Annotated in this window: 17 protein-coding genes; 12 read left to right on the top strand and 5 right to left on the bottom strand. The window is 65.6% G+C overall.

All coding sequences use genetic code 11. From position 1 onward, the window contains the following. Positions 1-14: 14 nt before the first annotated feature. The 7 genes from gspG to J5M58_RS17945 all read left to right on the top strand — a co-directional run bounded on the left by gspG (position 15) and on the right by J5M58_RS17945 (position 4661). On the top strand, positions 15-449 hold the full coding sequence (gene gspG, locus J5M58_RS17915) for a type II secretion system major pseudopilin GspG (RefSeq protein ID WP_013971171.1): 435 nt from the start codon (positions 15-17) through the stop codon (positions 447-449). Between the two features lie 3 nt (positions 450-452). Beyond that, positions 453-890, top strand: a complete 438-nt coding sequence (gene gspH / locus J5M58_RS17920) for a type II secretion system minor pseudopilin GspH (protein WP_207878945.1) — start codon at positions 453-455, stop codon at positions 888-890. Next, positions 887-1255 (top strand): type II secretion system protein GspI, encoded by a 369-nt coding sequence (locus tag J5M58_RS17925; RefSeq protein WP_025337901.1) that lies wholly within the window; start codon positions 887-889, stop codon positions 1253-1255. Before gspH ends, J5M58_RS17925 begins: the two co-directional genes overlap by 4 nt. Positions 1256-1958: 703 nt before the next feature. After that, entirely contained in the window at positions 1959-2549 is a 591-nt protein-coding gene (locus J5M58_RS17930; RefSeq protein ID WP_112250914.1) for a type II secretion system protein J, read from the top strand. Further along, the gene (gene gspL / locus J5M58_RS17935; protein WP_207878946.1) at positions 2546-3622 is read left to right on the top strand and encodes a type II secretion system protein GspL; all 1077 of its coding nucleotides are present in this window, start codon (positions 2546-2548) and stop codon (positions 3620-3622) included. The genes J5M58_RS17930 and gspL overlap by 4 nt, the downstream gene beginning before the upstream one ends. Beyond that, a complete protein-coding gene (gene gspM, locus J5M58_RS17940; protein WP_207878947.1) occupies positions 3619-4005 on the top strand; it encodes a type II secretion system protein GspM in 387 nt (128 codons plus the stop codon). Before gspL ends, gspM begins: the two co-directional genes overlap by 4 nt. Beyond that, positions 4002-4661 (top strand): general secretion pathway protein GspN, encoded by a 660-nt coding sequence (locus J5M58_RS17945; RefSeq protein WP_207878948.1) that lies wholly within the window; start codon positions 4002-4004, stop codon positions 4659-4661. The genes gspM and J5M58_RS17945 overlap by 4 nt, the downstream gene beginning before the upstream one ends. A 106-nt stretch (positions 4662-4767) precedes the next feature. On the opposite strand, the gene J5M58_RS17950 is transcribed toward J5M58_RS17945, so the two are convergent. From J5M58_RS17950 to J5M58_RS17965, 4 genes are all read right to left on the bottom strand, one after another. Next, on the bottom strand, positions 4768-9294 hold the full coding sequence (locus J5M58_RS17950; protein ID WP_207878949.1) for a hemagglutinin repeat-containing protein: 4527 nt from the start codon (positions 9292-9294) through the stop codon (positions 4768-4770). 27 nt (positions 9295-9321) lie between these two features. Further along, positions 9322-11004, bottom strand: a complete 1683-nt coding sequence (locus J5M58_RS17955; RefSeq protein ID WP_207878951.1) for a ShlB/FhaC/HecB family hemolysin secretion/activation protein — start codon at positions 11002-11004, stop codon at positions 9322-9324. 160 nt (positions 11005-11164) lie between these two features. Next, entirely contained in the window at positions 11165-11719 is a 555-nt protein-coding gene (locus J5M58_RS17960; RefSeq protein WP_112250922.1) for a murein L,D-transpeptidase family protein, read from the bottom strand. Positions 11720-11741: 22 nt separating this feature from the next. Then, entirely contained in the window at positions 11742-12293 is a 552-nt protein-coding gene (locus J5M58_RS17965; RefSeq protein ID WP_112250924.1) for an NUDIX hydrolase, read from the bottom strand. 124 nt (positions 12294-12417) lie between these two features. Here J5M58_RS17965 and J5M58_RS17970 point away from each other — a divergent pair, with 124 nt between their 5' ends. From J5M58_RS17970 to purT, 5 genes are all read left to right on the top strand, one after another. After that, entirely contained in the window at positions 12418-13017 is a 600-nt protein-coding gene (locus J5M58_RS17970) for a CoA pyrophosphatase (RefSeq protein ID WP_003252125.1), read from the top strand. Between the two features lie 44 nt (positions 13018-13061). Then, positions 13062-13586, top strand: coding sequence for a gamma carbonic anhydrase family protein (locus tag J5M58_RS17975; protein WP_112250926.1), 525 nt, complete (start codon positions 13062-13064; stop codon positions 13584-13586). After that, on the top strand, positions 13579-13773 hold the full coding sequence (locus J5M58_RS17980) for a DUF1289 domain-containing protein (protein ID WP_133970320.1): 195 nt from the start codon (positions 13579-13581) through the stop codon (positions 13771-13773). Before J5M58_RS17975 ends, J5M58_RS17980 begins: the two co-directional genes overlap by 8 nt. Positions 13774-13977: 204 nt before the next feature. Further along, positions 13978-14445 (top strand): VUT family protein, encoded by a 468-nt coding sequence (locus J5M58_RS17985; RefSeq protein WP_003252131.1) that lies wholly within the window; start codon positions 13978-13980, stop codon positions 14443-14445. Positions 14446-14521: 76 nt separating this feature from the next. Continuing rightward, on the top strand, positions 14522-15703 hold the full coding sequence (gene purT, locus J5M58_RS17990; RefSeq protein WP_207878953.1) for a formate-dependent phosphoribosylglycinamide formyltransferase: 1182 nt from the start codon (positions 14522-14524) through the stop codon (positions 15701-15703). A gap of 114 nt (positions 15704-15817) precedes the next feature. On the opposite strand, the gene J5M58_RS27985 is transcribed toward purT, so the two are convergent. Then, positions 15818-15916 (bottom strand): hypothetical protein (locus J5M58_RS27985; RefSeq protein ID WP_243432402.1); only part of this gene is annotated, 99 nt, incomplete at its 5' end.

Here is a 15916-nt window from a genome sequence, read left to right on the forward strand (position 1 = left end):
CAAGGAGTACTGCCATGCAGCATCGACGTAACCGCCAGCGCGGTTTCACCCTCATGGAAATCATGGTGGTGATCTTCATCATCGGCCTGCTGATCGCCGTGGTCGCGCCCAGCGTGCTGGGCAACCAGGACAAGGCCATGAAGCAGAAAGTGATGGCCGACCTGGCCACCCTGGAGCAGGCGCTGGACATGTACCGCCTGGACAACCTGCGCTTCCCCAGTAGCGAGCAGGGCCTGGCCGCGCTGGTGAAAAAGCCGGCCCAGGAGCCGCTGCCACGGGCCTGGCGCAGCGACGGCTACGTGCGCCGCCTGCCGGAAGACCCTTGGGGTACCCCGTATCAGTACCGCATGCCCGGTGAACATGGCCGGGTCGACGTGTACTCGCTGGGCGCCGACGGCCTGCCGGGCGGCGAAGGCCAGGATGCCGACCTGGGTAACTGGGAGCTGTAACGGGTGCGCCGTCAGCGGGGTTTCAGCCTGATCGAGTTGCTGGTGGTGCTGGCCATCGCCGGGCTGATGACCGGCTTGGCTGTGGCCGGGTTCGGCAACAGCCAGGCCAGTGCAGACCAGGCGCTGCAACGGCTGGCGAGCGAGACCCGGGCGCAGGCTGCGCTGGCCCGGCATGCCGGGCAGTTGCGCGGGCTGCGCTGGAATGGCCAGCGCCCGGAGTTCGTCCGGCGCGAGGCTAATGGCTGGGAGGTCGAAGCAGTCGCCCTTGGCGACTGGCCCAAGGGCCTGCGCCCGGACTGGCCGGCCAGCCCGCAGCCGCGTCTGTTGTTCACCCCGCATGGCTGGGCGCAACCGGGCAGCGTGCGCTGGCACTGGGCCGATGGCAGCCAGCGATGGGCCTGGAGCCGCGACGGCCGCTTGCAGGTGGTGGTTGCCCCATGAAGCGGCATCAGCGTGGCTTCACCCTGTTGGAGGTGACCGTGGCCCTGGCGATCGCCGCTGTGCTGGCGGTGATTACCAGTCAGGTCCTGCGCCAGCGCCTGGCGGTGCAGGACAACCTGCAGCAACACCGCCTTGGCCTGCTATGCGCGCGAGAACTGCAAACCCGCTTTGCCGTCGAGCAGTACTGGCCAGCTGCAAACCAGGTTGGCGGTGAACTGAGCCAGGGCGGCCAGCGCTGCCACTGGCAACTGCAACTGCGCCGCACCGGCGTACGCGACCTGCGCCGTGGCGAACTGCTGTTGTTCGCCGACCGCGACCAGCGCCTGCCGCTTGGCCAGTACACCGTGTTCCTGGAGCGGCCATGAGCTACAGAGATCGTGAAGCTTGCGCGGTTCCTGTGGGAGCGGGTTTACCCGCGAAGCAGGCAACTCGGTGCATGGCACCGGCTGCGCCGGTGTTCGCGGGTGAACCCGCTCCCACAGGGAGGGCGTATACCCGTCAGCCCAGTATCCAGCCTGTGAAGCAGCGACAGGCCGGCCTGTTCCTGGAGCGGGCATGAGTTACAGAAACCGTGAAGCTTGTGCGGTCCCTGTGGGAGCGGGCATGCCCGCGAAGCAGGCGACTCGGTCCATGGCACCGGCTGTGCCGGTGTTCGCGGGCGCGCCCGCTCCCACAGAGGCCAAGTTCCACCTCGCGCAGGTGCCTGCCCATGAAGCAGCGCCAGGCCTGCCTGATCCTAGAGCACTCATGAGTTACAGAAATGATGAAGTTTGTGCTGCCCCTGTGGGAGCGGGTTTACCCGCGAAGCAGGCAACTCGGTGCATGGCACCGGCTGTGCCGGTGTTCGCGGGTGAACCCGCTCCCACAGGGGCCCAGTTCCACCCCGCGCAGGTGTCTGCCCCTGGATCAGCAGTGAGTTACAGAGATCGTGATGCTTGCGCGGTTCCTGTGGGAGCGGGTTTACCCGCGAAGCAGGCAACTCGGTGCATGGCACCGGCTGCGCCGGTGTTCGCGGGTGAACCCGCTCCCACGGGGAGGGTGTATACCCGTCAGCCCAGTGTCCAGCCTGTGAAGCACCGGCAGGCCGGGCTGACCCTGATCGAGCTGATGGTGGCTCTGGCGCTTACCGCCATGCTCGGCATCATGCTCGCCGCCCTGGTCAATGGCTGGCTCAAGGTCCGCGAGCGCCTGCAGACCACCAACCAGGAAACTTCAGTGCTGGACTTCTGCCTGGCCCTCGAGCGTCGCTTCGACAGCCCGGTAATGCGCCGTCTGTACGACCAGCGCCTACCCCTGGCCAGCCGCTGGCTGGACTGGCAGCCGGCAAGTAACCAGTTGCTCTGGGTCGCCATCACCGGCATGCCGGAAGCCGAAGGCGGCTCGCGCCTGCAGCGCCAGCGCCTGCGTTTCGAGGCCCGCGAGCAGCGCTTGCTGCTGGAAAGCTCGGCCGACCTCTACGCCGCCGCCGCCCCACGCTGGGTCCAGCGCGACCGGCTCGAGCGGGTCAGTGCCATGAATGTTCTTTATTACCAGGGCGGCCGCTGGCTGGCCTGGCCTTCCGACCAACCTGCGCACCCCGGCCGTGGCGTGCGTCTGGAACTGCAGCGTGATGGAGCACCCTATGTCTGCACCTTCGCCCTCCCATGGGGGCGCTCATGAAGTTTGAATGGGGGCGGCGCACCCCGGCCCAGTCGTGGCTGTTGCTGCGACCGGGCGTTGTCTGGCACTGGGCGCTGGCCCAGGACGGCCTTGTGCAACGCCAGGGGCAGGGCGAGCCCCCGGCGAACCTGCAGGCCCGTGTGGCGTTGATCCTGCCTGCCGAGGCCTGCAGCTGTTTCCGCGTGCCGGCACCGCCCGGGCTCAAGCGTGAAGAATGGCCGCTGTTGCTCGAAGACCGCTTGCTACAGGCCGTCGACGAGGTGACTTGCGCCTGCCTGGCCCGCGAGCCCGGCCATCTTCGGTTACTGGTAGTGGCTCGTCAGCAATTGGAGGACTGGCGCGGGCAGTGCGCCAAATGGGGCTTGCAGGTGGCACGTTGCTGGGCAGAACTACAGCTGCTGCCGCCCCCCGAGGCGGGACGTGCCTGGCAATGGCAGCGCACACCCGGCATGTACTTGTACAAAGGGCTGGCCGAAGACAGGCAGGAGCACTGGCTGGCCTGGCCGGATGCACTGGGCGAGGTGCCACGGCAACCGTGGGCGCAGTTGCAAAAGGTCGCGCTGAGCGGCGACTGGCCCAGTACGCTGGCACCGCTCGATACATTGCCGGGCCTGTTCGAGCGTACCCGCAAGGTGCGCTCGCTGCCGGTGGTGTCCCGGCCGCAGCAACGGTTGCTCGCGGCCTGCCTGGTACTGGCTGCCGTCTGGGGCGGGCTGTGGGTGAGCAAGCAGTGGGGCCAGGGGCAAATCTGGCGCAGCCAGGTCATCGCCCTGACCGGTGAGCAGGCCGGCCCCCGGCACGCCGCGCAGGCCCTCAAGCGCCTGCGCGAAAGTGAACTGCAACAGCAACTGCGCACGCGCCAGCTAGAAGACCTTGAGGCGGCGTTGCAGGCCTGGCTGCGTGACCACCCCAGCTGGCGCCTGCAAGCGGTGCGCTTCGATGGCCAGCGCTGGCACCTGCGGCTGGAGGGCGAGGGCGGTGCGCCGCCATGGAACGACATGGCGAAAGCGGCTGGGGCCTCCGTCCAGGTGCAGGACGGCCAGGTGGTGTTCGACTTGGGAGCAACCTCATGAACCGGGCCTGGTTACAGCGTCATCGTTTGAGGCTCGCCTGGGCGCTGATTGCCCTGTTGCTGGCCTTCCTGGCCCTGCGCGCAGGCCTTGCGCAGTGGCGCGAGCTCAACCAGTGGCGCGGGCTGGCCGAACAGGCCGCCAGCTTGCAAGGTGGCCCGGGGTTGAACCTGGAGCGGCTACGCCAGTCGGCCCAGGCGCGACAGATCGAACTGGCCGAGGTCGATGCGCAGGGCAAGGCCTGGCAACTGCGTGGGCAGGTGGCTGACGAACGAGTGCTGCAAGGCTGGTTGCAAAGCCTGCATGCAGAAGGTGCACAGCTACTGCAATGGGGGCTGGAGCAGGATGGCAAGGGCCTGCGCTTCAACCTGGTGATGCAACCATGAGCCGCAAGGGTATGGTGTGGGTTGTGCTGGTGTTCGTGGTGTCGGTATTGGTTGAGCTTCCGGCCAATTGGGTGGTGCGTGCGTTCGGCCTGCCAATGCGTGACGCCAGTGGCAGCCTGTGGCAAGGCCAGGCCCAACAGTTGGGCCCGGTCGGGCCTTTGCACTGGACAGTGCAGCCTTGGCGCTTGCAGGCGAATGCGCAACTGGGCTTCCAGGGCCAGGCCTGGCAGTTGCGCGCCGAAGGCTGGCCATGGCGCTGGCAGCTGGAGGCGAGGGCCATGGGCGCCCAAGTGTCGGTGGCGACGGATTACCGCTTGGCCGGCCAGTGGCAGGGCGCGTTGCGGGTACAGGGGGCAGGGCGGCAATGCCGCGTCAGCGAAGGTCGCGTGACGGTAACCGACCTTGCCCTGAGCCAGCCCTGGTCGCTGGGCTTGGGGCAGGGCTGGCTGGAGATGGATTGCCGCAGCGGCTGGCACCTGCGCGGGCAATTGGCGCAGCAAGGGCAGCATCAGTTGGCCGTGGATGCCGACCTGCCAGCGCGCCGGGCGCAGGTGATGGTCGAGTTGCAGCCGGAGGCGGCGCTGATGCCTTTGCTGCGCGGCATGCAGTGGCTTGGGCCGCAGGCGCTGGCAGGGCAGCGAGACTTGCGCTGGTAGACACAGGCCGCTCCAACAACACATCAAAAAATGGACGCCATCCCTGTGGGAGCGGGTTCACCCGCGAACACGGGCGAAGCCCGTGCCCTCCAGCGCGGCGCCTGCTTCAGTTTTTCTTGCCCTGCACACTCGAAGCCCACTGCTCACTGCGATTGTGGCCACTGGTCCTCAACAACCCCAGGTCCAGTGCATTTTCCCCATCCGCCGCCCCCTTGCCCTTGGCTAGCCCGGCCACCGCCGTGCCCAGGTCCACCGGCGAGTTGGACGCATCGATCGACACATCCCGACGATAGTCGTTACCGCTCAGTGTTTCCCGGGTCACCGAGTTGGCGTCGAGCACCGCATCACCTTTGGCCGACTGCAAGCGTGCACCCACCAGGTGAGCGTTGCCACCAACCCGCAGGTCGATACCGTCGCTACCGTTGAGCGTGGCCTGCTGGCCTACGCTGTCGCGCTGCGTGTGCGACACATCGAGGCTGAAGGTGGGCGAGATCCCCGGGTCTGCCTTGCTCAGGGCGGAACCAGCTTTTTTCTCCACCTTGCTCCCCAGCGGCCCTGTCAACGAAGTGGCCGCGTTGACGTAGCCCCGCGGGTTTTTCTCCTGGCTCAGCCGGGCATCGCCTTTCACGCTCAGGGTATCGACGTTGTCCTTGCGGCTGGCGATGCGCAGGTCGCCGTCGATCACTCCATTGATACGCCCAGCTTCCAGGGTGACGCCTTCGAGACGAGTATCGCCACGGCTTTGCAGGTCGATACGCTCGGCGCGCAGGTCGCTGGCATTCCAAGTCAGGTTGTCGCGCTTGTCGAGCTCCACCTTGAGACGGCCATGCAGGCCGCGGGTGTCCAGCGCGCCTTTGGCCATGTCGAAGCCCGCCCCGGCGGTGATGTCGAGGTTGTCACGTCGCTCCTGGCTGGATGATGCTTCCACCAGCATGCCACCATTCGATGCGTCGAGGGTTATCTGGCCGGCCGAGGCCTGCAGGCCCTCGAGATGCAGGGCGATATCCTCGCGGGCACTGCTGCCCAGGGTCAGTGTGCCGTTGCTGGCGAACTGGGCAGCTACAGCCTGGCGTGCCTCTTCGTCCTGCTTGCCGTGGCTGAAGTGGCCGCCTATGGCACCGCCTTTGGTGTTGCCCGCCTTTACAGCCAATTCCACGCCGCCGCCCATCTTGGCGCCGCTAGCGTTCTGGGTATCGCTGGCTGCCTTGACCTGCAGCCGCCCCCCGCTTTGCAGTTGTATGTCGCCAGTCTTGGCCTCACGGCTGCCAATGCGGGTGCCTTCGAGCATCAGGTCGCCGCCACTGTTCAGTTGTACCTGGCCCTTGGCGTCGATCTGCGCGACCTGGGCCTTGTGCTGTGTGCTCTGGTTCTGGCCGTGGTCGAGGTAGCCCCGGCCATCGACGCCGGTGCTGCCCGGGCGGTTACCGACCTTGGCCCAGGCATTGCCGTCGAGCTGGCGTGACTGCTGATCGGTGCGGTCGTTTGCCTGTGGCAATGTCAGCGAACCGGCGCTGCTCATGACCACGCTGCCTTCACCGCCATCGATGCGTGCCCCTTCATAACGACCAGAGCTGCCCAGTTGCACCTGGATACCCTGTTGCCCATACAGGCTGCCGGGTACGGCGCTGCTGACGCTGTCCTTTTTGTCCAGCGAGCCGCCTTTGCCGGCGGCGCGTACATTCAGGTCTTCGCCGGTGCTGGTATCCAGGCGCACATCACCGCCGTAGGCCAGGCGTTGCACGGTATTTTCCTGGGTGTTCTCGGCAGCCTGCATCTGGTGTTGTGCGGCCTCGATCTGCAGTTTGCCGGCGTTGGCGCGCCAGGCGGTGCCCTGGTCGGTAATGTTGTCGGCCTTGACCTCGACCTTGGCCCCGGACAACTCGCTCACCTGGGCAAAGCCGCGGCGCTGGTTTTCCAGGCGTTTGAGGTGTTCCACGGTCATGTCGGCGCCAACGCTGGGCGGCGCCATGGCGTCTTCGGGGGAGGCTTGCTGGAAGCGCGCGGCTTCTTCGCCCAGCACCAGGCGTTCGATGGGGCGGGTAAGGTCGCGGTACTCGACACTGGCGCCGAGGCTGCCCGACCAGTCGTCACGGCTTTGTTCACGCTCCTCGGTATCCTGCACCGCGCGGTTGTCGATGCGTTTGGCCGTTACCTGCAGGGTGTTGCCGGCGTCGACGCGTGCGGCCTCGGAGACCAGTTCATCGCCACTGATCTTCAGGTCGCCGCTGGCCTGCAGTGTGCTGCGTTGCACCTTGCTGTCGCGTTCGGCTTGCACCTGGCGGTTGTGGTGGCCTTCGAACAGGCTGCCCAGCCGGTCGATTCCGCCGGTCACCGTCAAGCCGCCGCCACTGTGGGTGGTGCTGGTGGTTTTGTCGCGGTCGTTGCGGGTTGCCCCCAGGGTCACCTTTTGGGCCTGCACATCGAGGTCGCCTGCGGTGGCCTTCACCGTGGAACCGTTGACCTGCAGGTGAGCCCCGCTGCCAAGGCTCACCGAGGCGCCCTCGAGCTCACTGGCGACCTGGCTGGTGGTGCGCTGCTTGCTACTGGTGGTGGCAACGTCATAGGCCACGCCGGCCGAGTACTGGCGGGACTCGGGCTTGCCATCCTCGGCCTCCTGGGTCTGCTTGGCGCTGGCGCTGAAACCATGTTGCTGGTTGCGGGTTTCGCGCTCGCCAACCGCTTGCACGCTGGTAATCAGCAGGTCGCCCTTGGCCTCTGCCTGCAGGTGCCCGCCCGCTGCGACCTTGGCGCCCTGGATGCGCATTTCCTCGGCGCTGGCCAGGCGCAGGTTGCTGGCCGAGCTGACGTCGCTGGTCAGCACCTGTTGCGTACGCTCGGTGCTCTCGCGGTCGCTGCCAATCAGGCCGAACAGCTTGCTGTCGCTCGTACGGTCGGTGGAGGTGATGCGGCCATGGTCGGCTTCGATGGCCAGTGCACCTTTTGTGCTGTAGAGCACCGCGTCCTCCTTGCCGTGCACGGTACTGCCCTTGATGGCCACCTGCTCAGCTGTCACGGTCAGCTTGCCATTCGCCGTGACGCTACTGCCGGCGACGGCCTGGCCTTCGCTGTCGTTACCCTTGCGGTCGCCAAAGAAGGTGCCGGATACCAGGTCGCCGCGATAGTCGCGCCGGGTGCCGCGCTCCTGCAGGGCGGTGGTACCGATGGTTGCCTCCTTGGCTTCGATCGCCATGTCGCCGCGGCTGTGCAGGCTGCTTCCTTTCACATCGACGGTATTCCTTGCCTTGAGCGTCATGCGTTGGGCCTGGAGCGCACTGCCTTGTGCGGTTTCCTTGTACTGGTCGGTATCGCTGTCACCGCGCCACAAGTCCTTGCGGTGGCGAACCTGCTCTTCGGTGTGCTGGCTGTCGATGCCGGCAGCGATGGCCAGGTTGGCGCCGCTGTCGAGGGTCAGCTCATTGCCAGCATCCACCTTGGCAGCCACCAGGCGCATGTCGTCAGCGGATTGCAGCAGCACGCCGTCCTTGCCTTGCAAGCTGCTGCCCTGTTGCTGCTGCTGGGTGGTGGTGGTTTCGCGGTTGTAGGTTTCGCGGGTGACGAACAGGAACTTCTTGTTCCAGTTTTCGCTGTCGCGCTCGATGTTCTCGCGAGTTGTGGCGTCCAGCGTGAGTTTTCTACCGGCCTTGGCCTCGATTCGCCGAGCTTGCCCATCGACGGTTTCGAGTGTCAGGTCATCGGCAGCAGTCAGCCGCAGATCGCCCTGTTCGCTGTGCAGTTCGACGGGGTTGTCGGCCTTGCCGCTGACCTGCAGGGCGCCGGCCGACTGGATGTCGACCCCGTCTATACCCAGCAGCTGCGATGCCCCCACACGCACACCGGCACCTTCTGCGGTGCTCACCACGCGAATGCGCCCGGCGCGCATGGCGCCGAACAGGCTGGCATCGATGCTGGACGGGGTGCCGGGCAGGTGCTCGACAATTTCGCCGCTGGTGCTGTCGATGCGGTTTCGGCCGACGGTGATATCGATGGAGTTGCGCGCCATCAGCAGCCCTTTGCCGTCCACGCGCGGGGCAATCAGCTCGAGGGCGCCGTTGGGGTTTCGCTGGCCGCCCTCGAACACTTGCAGGGTACCACTGGCGTTCAGCGTGTCGAGGTACTTCAGTTGCTGGCCCTCGAACTCGGGGGTGCCCACCACGAAGCCGGCGCGCGTGGTGTTGATGAAACTGCCGCCGTTGAGGGTGATGCCATTGGGGTTGGCCAGGATGTAGTCGGCCGGGCGGCCGAAGATTTCCTGCGGCCCTTCGATCAGCGAGGCGTTGCGGCTGACCACTTCGTTGAGAATGGTCGAGGCGGCCTGGCCCTGGAATTGCGGGTTGGCTGCCAGGGCGCCGGCCAGTTCCGACTGCCCGGCCTGGGTGGCATTGTTCAGCACCACCCCGGAGCGGTCGACGTTGTAGTCGAGGAACTGATTGTGTGATAGCCCCTTGGCGTTTGGCGCGACGATATCGATCACCGGAACACCGTGCCCGTCGTTGATGACCGGTGTGCCGCCGGGGCCGCTGGTTGCTGCCAGGCCACCCTGGGCCAGTGCGGTGCCGGGCCCGAGCAGGGCCAGGAAGATGGCCCAGCGCAAGGTATCTGGGCGGGACGACGGTGACTGCGAGAGTGTTTGCATGTTCTCGTTCTCTTTGTTGTGGGTGATTCAGATGTTCAGGGCCAGTTCCACCACCCAGAAGCCGGGTTCCAGCAGCGGGCGGGGCAGGTCGCTGGCATACAGCGCGCGTTGGTAGCCCAGGCGCAGGTGGCTGCCGGGCAGGCTCAGTTCGGCACCGACGGTGGCCCCGGCGAGGCGTTGGGAAGGCTTGCCTTCGGCAGTGCGGGTCCAGCCCAGGTCCAGGCCGATGTAGGGGCGTACTTGCAGAGGCGCGGCCCAGCCCTCCGGCAGCGGCTGGCTGACGGTGTTGCGCCAGACGGCGCTGCTGGCACCGGAGTAGGTTCGCAGGCGAAACCCGCGCACGGCCGAATCGTCGCTGACCAGCAACTGCTCGACGGCGGGTAGCGGGTCACTGCTGTATTGCAGGCCCAGCTCGCTCTGCCAGCGCCATGGGTGGTTGGCCGGGCCCTGGCGCAGGTGCAGCAGGTTGGCGCGGTACTTGCGAAAATCCGGGCGCAGGCGCTCTGCGCCCAGCGCTGAGCGGTCGGCACCGAAGGCGTCGACACCCTGGGCGACACCGAGGTAGCCATTCCACAGCCCTCCCTCGAGCCACAGCAGGTTGATGCCCGCCTCCACGGAGACCAGGGTAGGGCTCTGCTGGACGATCACCGCGCCGGCGCTGCGGTTGACCATTTGCTTGCGGTCCAGCCGGGCGCTGGCGCTGAGCATGCCTTGCTGGTTGCGCCACAGCACCCGCTCGACGCTCAGGCCCTGGTAGCTGCTGCTGCCGTCGGCTACCTGGCGGCTGTGTGGGAGCGGCGCCTCGTAGCGCAGCTCGCTGGCGCTGAGCGCGAAGGTCCAGGCGCCGTAGGGGATGCTGTAGTACAGCGAGATGCCTTGGCTTTGCCCCGGCGCATCGAGCACCGTGCCGTTCAGCGACAGGCGCAGGTCATCATTGAGGCCCAGCGGGCTGTCCAGGCCGAAGCCGAGGTTAAGGCGATGACGCCCGGTCAGGTCGCTGCCGCGGTTGTCGAAGCGGCTGTCCAGGTGCCCGCGCGAGGCCACCTTGCGCGGCTGCACGACAACCCGGGTGCCGCCCTGCAGTTCGCCGGGCAGCAATTCTGCGGACAGGTCATAAGCGCGCAGGCGGTTGAGCTGGTCGAGGCCTTGCTCCAGGGCTGGCAGGTACAGTGGCTGCCCGAGCAGGCCGGGAAAGGCGCCGGGGAGGGACAGGGGCAATTCGGGGCCGGCCATTTCGATGGACTCGACGAACCCTTCGACGATGACCAGGTTCAGCGGTGCGCCGTTTTGTGGCGGTTGCTGCAGGTAAGGCCGGCTGGTCGGGTATCCGGCTTGCACATAGCGCTGGGTGATGGCTTTCAGCAGCCCGTTGATTTCCGCGATGCCCATGCATGGGGTAATGAACCTGCGAAGGGTTGGCGTTAACGCCGAGTCGGAAAGCTTGCGGTTGCCGGCCACGCGTACGCCGGTTATGGCCCAGCAACGCTGGTCGTGCGGGAGGGGGGCGGTGGTGTCGTGGCTTTCAGCCGGGGCGGGCTGGCGCTGCCAGCGTTCCAGCCGCTGTTGCTGTTCCAGCTGTCGCAGCCCGCGCTGCTGATCGCGCAGTTGCTGGCTGGCGGGGTCGTCGGCCAGCGCCTGAGGCGCGGTCAGCAAACCGGACAGGCAGCAGGTGAGCGCCCAGCAGGTGGCGCGGTGAATGTGGAACGGCATTGAAGCACCCCGCAAATGATGTACGGATTTCGTACTCGTCTGCGTGGATGCTAAAAACTAGGGGGGGCGCCTGGATGCAGTACCCGGCCTAAGCGCTTGTAAGGCGCGTTCTTGCCTGGAGGTGGGAAGCTTCCTACAGCGTCAGTTGAAAGGCCCGCTATCAGGGCCGAATTTCGATCAACGTGCCATCCCGCACCAGGTCCCACACTTCCTGCATGTCGCGGTTACGCATGGCAATACAGCCGTCCGTCCAGTCCAGGGTGTGGAAGTACCACTCCGGATACTCGTCGTCGATCGGCGTGCCATGGATCATGATCATGCTGCCGGCGCTCACCCCTTCGCGGGTGGCACGGGCGGCATCGGTGATGTTCGGGTAATTGATGTGCATGGCCAGGTTGAAGCGGTCGCTCTGCTTGCGCCAGTCCAGCCAGTACAGGCCCTCGGGGGTTTTCTTGTCGCCTTCGCGCTCCTTGGCGCCTTTTGGCTGCTTGCCCAGCGAGATGCGGTAGGTCTTCAGCGGTTCGCCACGGCTGATCAGCTGCAGTCGGCGTTCGGACTTGATCACCAGCACCTTGTCGATCAGCGGTTGCATGGCCTGCTGCGAAGGCGACAGGTTCTGCGCTGCCGGCTGCGGCTTGCGGATGATGGTCTCGGTGAAGGCCGCCTGGGACACCGAGGTAACGCAAAGGCAGAAAAGGGCAAGCAACCAACGCATGTAACGGTATCCCCGAAGGTTTCTAGGTGGTGGGCGAGACGTTCATCGGCGGCAGGTATTCATGGCCTATTGGGTAGTGCTGCCCGATGCGATCGCGATAGTAGCATTCTAGTGTGCGAGTGACGGTGCGGAAAGCCAGCTCGCCCCACGGTATCTCATGTTCTTCAAACAGCCGCACCTCCAGGCTTTCGACGCCGATCGCGAAATCAAGGTCTGCCAGCTCGGCGCGAAAGAAAACGTGCACCTGGTTGATGTGTGGCAGGTCGAACAGCTGGTACAGGCTCATGCTGGCGACCCGGGCGCAGGCTTCCTCGACGGTTTCGCGACGGGCGGCCTCGTCCAGGGTTTCGCCGTTTTCCATGAAACCGGCAGGCAAGGTCCAGAAGCCTCGGCGTGGCTCGATGGCGCGCCGGCACAGCAGCACCTGGCTGCCCCAGGTCGGCAACACGCCGGCAACGATGTTGGGGTTCTGATAATGGACGATCCGGCAAGACCCGCAGACATACCGCAGGCGGCTGTCGCCCTCGGGAATCTGCTGAGTGACCGGCTGGCCGCAGGCGCTGCAGTATTTCATTCGGGGTTCCCTTTGCTCAGGTTTATCTTGGCGCGACGGCCGGTTTGCCGCAAGCGCACAGGGCTTGGGTGCTTCGCGCCTTTGGTGCATCATGCAAGGCAGGCCTTGAATACGAGTGTGCGCAATGCTGGACGAGCTACTTCGCCGAATGAGCAACCACCAACCCGCATCACTGGAAACCGACCGGCGGTTCCCTGAAGCGGCGGTTCTTTTGCCCATCACCCGCAGCGAAGCGCCCGAACTGGTCCTGACCCTGCGTGCCAAGGGCCTGTCCACTCACGGCGGTGAAGTGGCTTTTCCCGGTGGCCGCCGCGACCCGGAAGACCCGGACCTGGTGTTCACCGCGCTACGTGAAGCGGAAGAAGAAATCGGCCTGCCACCAGGCCTGGTTGAAGTGATCGGCCCGCTCAGCCCGCTGATTTCGCTGCACGGCCTGAAAGTGACGCCATTCGTCGGGCTCATCCCCGATTTTGTCGAATACCGTGCCAATGATGCCGAGATCGCGGCAGTATTCACCGTGCCGCTGGAATTCTTCCGCCAGGACCCGCGCGATCATACCCACCGTATCGATTACCAGGGGCGCAGCTGGTATGTGCCCAGCTATCGCTATGGCGAATACAAGATCTGGGGGTTGTCGGCGATCATGATCGTCGAACTGGTCAACCTGCTGTTCGATGCCGGCATCAGCCTGCACCAGCCCCCTGAGCGTTACATCGAAAACTGAGCGGGGCCAACCCCGTCGTCTGCGTTGCAGCCTGAGGAGCAAGCATGAAATACCGCCTGGGCGACCTGCGGGTCGAGAGCCACCCCACCAGTTGGGCCGCACCCAACGCCACGCTGATCGGCAAGGTGCGCCTGCAGGCCAATGCCAGCGTTTGGTTTGGCGCGGTGCTGCGCGGGGACAACGAGCTGATCGACATTGGCGAAGGCAGCAACGTGCAGGATGGCACGGTGATGCACACCGACATGGGCTCTCCGCTGACCCTTGGCAAGGGCGTGACCGTTGGCCACAACGCCATGCTGCATGGCTGCACGGTGGGCGACTACAGCCTGGTCGGTATCAATGCGGTCATCCTCAATGGCGCGCGTATCGGCAAGCATTGCATCATCGGCGCCAATGCGCTGATTGCGGAAGGCAAGGAGATCCCCGACGGTTCGCTGGTGATGGGTTCGCCGGGCAAGGTGGTGCGCGAGCTGACCGAACAGCAGAAGCGCATGCTCGAAGCCAGTGCCGCGCATTACGTGCACAATGCCCAGCGTTATGCGCGGGAGTTGGTGGTTGACGATGAATGATGTCGTGGAGCGGCCGGTGGCCTCGCCGTGCGTGAGTATCTGTGCGTTGGACGAGCAGGATATCTGCACCGGTTGCCAGCGAACCGTGGCCGAGATCGGCCGCTGGGGGCGGATGGACAACGACGAGCGCCGGGCGGTGCTCAAGCTTTGCCATGAAAGGGCAGTAGAGGCTGGCCTCATCCTCTAGGGCTGACTCGCCCCCCCTGTGGGAGCGGGTTCACCCGCGAACACCGGCGCAGCCGGTGCCATCCACCGTGTTGGATTCTTCGCGGGTGAACCCGCTCCCACAGGCATCGCGTAGCCCTCGAACCTGATGTTGTACCTGTGGGAGCGGGTTTACCCGCGAACCAGCCAGCGGTAATCTGTGCGGCTTGCCCACAGACTACCCGCCATGTTCTATCTGATTGCCTACATCAGCAGCGTAGTGCTGATCAACTACGCCTTCTCCAGCGCGCCACACCTGGACATCATCTGGTCCGCCTGGGGCGGCCTGGTGTTCATCCTGCGCGACATGGTGCAGACCCGCTTCGGCCATGGGGCCCTGGTCGCCATGCTGGCGGCGCTGGTGCTGTCCTATGTCACTTCGGAACCGGCCATCGCCCTGGCCAGCGCCACTGCGTTCTTCATTTCCGAACTGATCGACTGGCTGGTATTCAGCATCACCCGCCGGCCGCTGCGCGACCGCCTGTGGCTGAGTTCGGCGCTGAGCATCCCGGTGGACACCTTCATCTTCTTCGGCATGATCGGTGCCCTGACCCCAGCCGTGATCGGCACCGCCATGGCCTCGAAATTTGCCGGTGTCACCGCCGTGTGGCTGGCCATGGCATTTCGCGCCCGGCGGGCCGCCGTGGCGGGTTGATGGTGTAGAATAGCGGTCCTTTTTCAGCGGGTGGCGCCAAGCCTGGTGCGGCCCCGGACGCCTTCGAGGACCTGAAATGACCCGTATCGGAACCCCCTTGTCGCCTACCGCGACCCGTGTACTGCTCTGCGGCTGTGGCGAGCTGGGCAAGGAAGTGGTGATCGAGCTGCAGCGCCTGGGCGTCGAAGTGATCGCCGTCGACCGCTACGCCAATGCCCCGGCAATGCAGGTGGCGCACCGCAGCCACGTGGTCAACATGCTCGATGGCGTGGCCCTGCGTGCCGTGATCGAGGCCGAGAAACCGCACTACATCGTCCCTGAAATCGAAGCCATCGCCACCGCCACCCTGGTCGAGCTGGAAAACGAAGGCTTCACCGTGGTGCCGACCGCCCGCGCCACCCAGCTGACCATGAACCGCGAAGGCATCCGCCGCCTGGCCGCCGAAGAGCTGGACCTGCCAACCTCGCCGTACCACTTCGCCGACACCTACGAAGACTACGCCAAGGCCGTTGCCGATGTCGGCTACCCGTGCGTGGTCAAGCCGGTGATGAGTTCGTCTGGCAAGGGCCAGAGCCTGTTGCGCAGCGATGCCGACCTGCAGAAGTCGTGGGACTACGCCCAGGAAGGCGGTCGCGCCGGCAAAGGGCGGGTGATTATCGAGGGCTTCATCGACTTCGAGTACGAAATCACCCTGTTGACCGTGCGCCATGTCGGCGGCACTACCTTCCTCGAGCCAGTCGGCCATCGCCAGGAGAAGGGCGACTACCAGGAATCGTGGCAGCCGCAGGCCATGAGCCCGAAGGCGCTGGCCGAGTCGCAGCGGGTGGCCAAGTCGGTCACCGATGCCCTGGGCGGCCGTGGCCTGTTTGGCGTGGAACTGTTCGTGAAGGGCGACCAGGTGTGGTTCAGTGAAGTCTCGCCACGCCCGCATGACACCGGCCTGGTGACCCTGATTTCCCAGGACCTGTCGCAGTTTGCCCTGCATGCCCGCGCCATTCTTGGCCTGCCGATTCCGGTAGTGCGCCAGTTCGGCCCTTCGGCTTCTGCGGTAATCTTGCCCGAGGGGCAGTCGCAGCAGACCAGCTTTGCCAACCTGGGCGCGGCGCTGAGCGAGCCGGATACCGCCATTCGCCTGTTTGGCAAGCCGGAAATCAACGGTACCCGCCGCATGGGTGTGTGCCTGGCGCGTGACGAGTCGGTCGAACTGGCACGGGCCAAGGCGACCCGTGCTGCGCAGGCGGTCAAGGTCGAGTTCTGATCCGATTGGGGCTGCGTTGCAGCCCTTCGCGGGCACGCCCGCTCCCACAGGTTTCGGCGCTACCCCTGTGGGAGCGGGCGTGCCCGCGAAGGGCCGCAACGCGGCCCCATTTACTTACAGCTGCGTATTGCGGGTCTCTTTCAGGCACAGCACGGCAATCAAGCTGATCACCGCCGCCACCGATACATATCCCCCCACCCAGCTCAACCCACC

This window comes from Pseudomonas sp. 32_A (genome assembly GCF_017490905.1).
In the GTDB taxonomy this organism is placed as follows: domain Bacteria; phylum Pseudomonadota; class Gammaproteobacteria; order Pseudomonadales; family Pseudomonadaceae; genus Aquipseudomonas; species Aquipseudomonas inefficax.

What these genes read in the sequence shown, in the direction of transcription:
- gspG (WP_013971171.1), top strand. Translation starts at nt 15, where the DNA reads ATGCAGCATCGACGTAACCGCCAGCGCGGTTTCACCCTCATGGAAATC.
- J5M58_RS17925 (WP_025337901.1), top strand. Translation starts at nt 887, where the DNA reads ATGAAGCGGCATCAGCGTGGCTTCACCCTGTTGGAGGTGACCGTGGCC.
- gspL (WP_207878946.1), top strand. Translation starts at nt 2,546, where the DNA reads ATGAAGTTTGAATGGGGGCGGCGCACCCCGGCCCAGTCGTGGCTGTTG.
- gspM (WP_207878947.1), top strand. Translation starts at nt 3,619, where the DNA reads ATGAACCGGGCCTGGTTACAGCGTCATCGTTTGAGGCTCGCCTGGGCG.
- J5M58_RS17945 (WP_207878948.1), top strand. Translation starts at nt 4,002, where the DNA reads ATGAGCCGCAAGGGTATGGTGTGGGTTGTGCTGGTGTTCGTGGTGTCG.
- J5M58_RS17950 (WP_207878949.1), bottom strand. Translation starts at nt 9,294, where the DNA reads ATGCAAACACTCTCGCAGTCACCGTCGTCCCGCCCAGATACCTTGCGC.
- J5M58_RS17955 (WP_207878951.1), bottom strand. Translation starts at nt 11,004, where the DNA reads ATGCCGTTCCACATTCACCGCGCCACCTGCTGGGCGCTCACCTGCTGC.
- J5M58_RS17960 (WP_112250922.1), bottom strand. Translation starts at nt 11,719, where the DNA reads ATGCGTTGGTTGCTTGCCCTTTTCTGCCTTTGCGTTACCTCGGTGTCC.
- J5M58_RS17965 (WP_112250924.1), bottom strand. Translation starts at nt 12,293, where the DNA reads ATGAAATACTGCAGCGCCTGCGGCCAGCCGGTCACTCAGCAGATTCCC.
- J5M58_RS17970 (WP_003252125.1), top strand. Translation starts at nt 12,418, where the DNA reads ATGCTGGACGAGCTACTTCGCCGAATGAGCAACCACCAACCCGCATCA.
- J5M58_RS17975 (WP_112250926.1), top strand. Translation starts at nt 13,062, where the DNA reads ATGAAATACCGCCTGGGCGACCTGCGGGTCGAGAGCCACCCCACCAGT.
- J5M58_RS17980 (WP_133970320.1), top strand. Translation starts at nt 13,579, where the DNA reads ATGAATGATGTCGTGGAGCGGCCGGTGGCCTCGCCGTGCGTGAGTATC.
- J5M58_RS17985 (WP_003252131.1), top strand. Translation starts at nt 13,978, where the DNA reads ATGTTCTATCTGATTGCCTACATCAGCAGCGTAGTGCTGATCAACTAC.
- purT (WP_207878953.1), top strand. Translation starts at nt 14,522, where the DNA reads ATGACCCGTATCGGAACCCCCTTGTCGCCTACCGCGACCCGTGTACTG.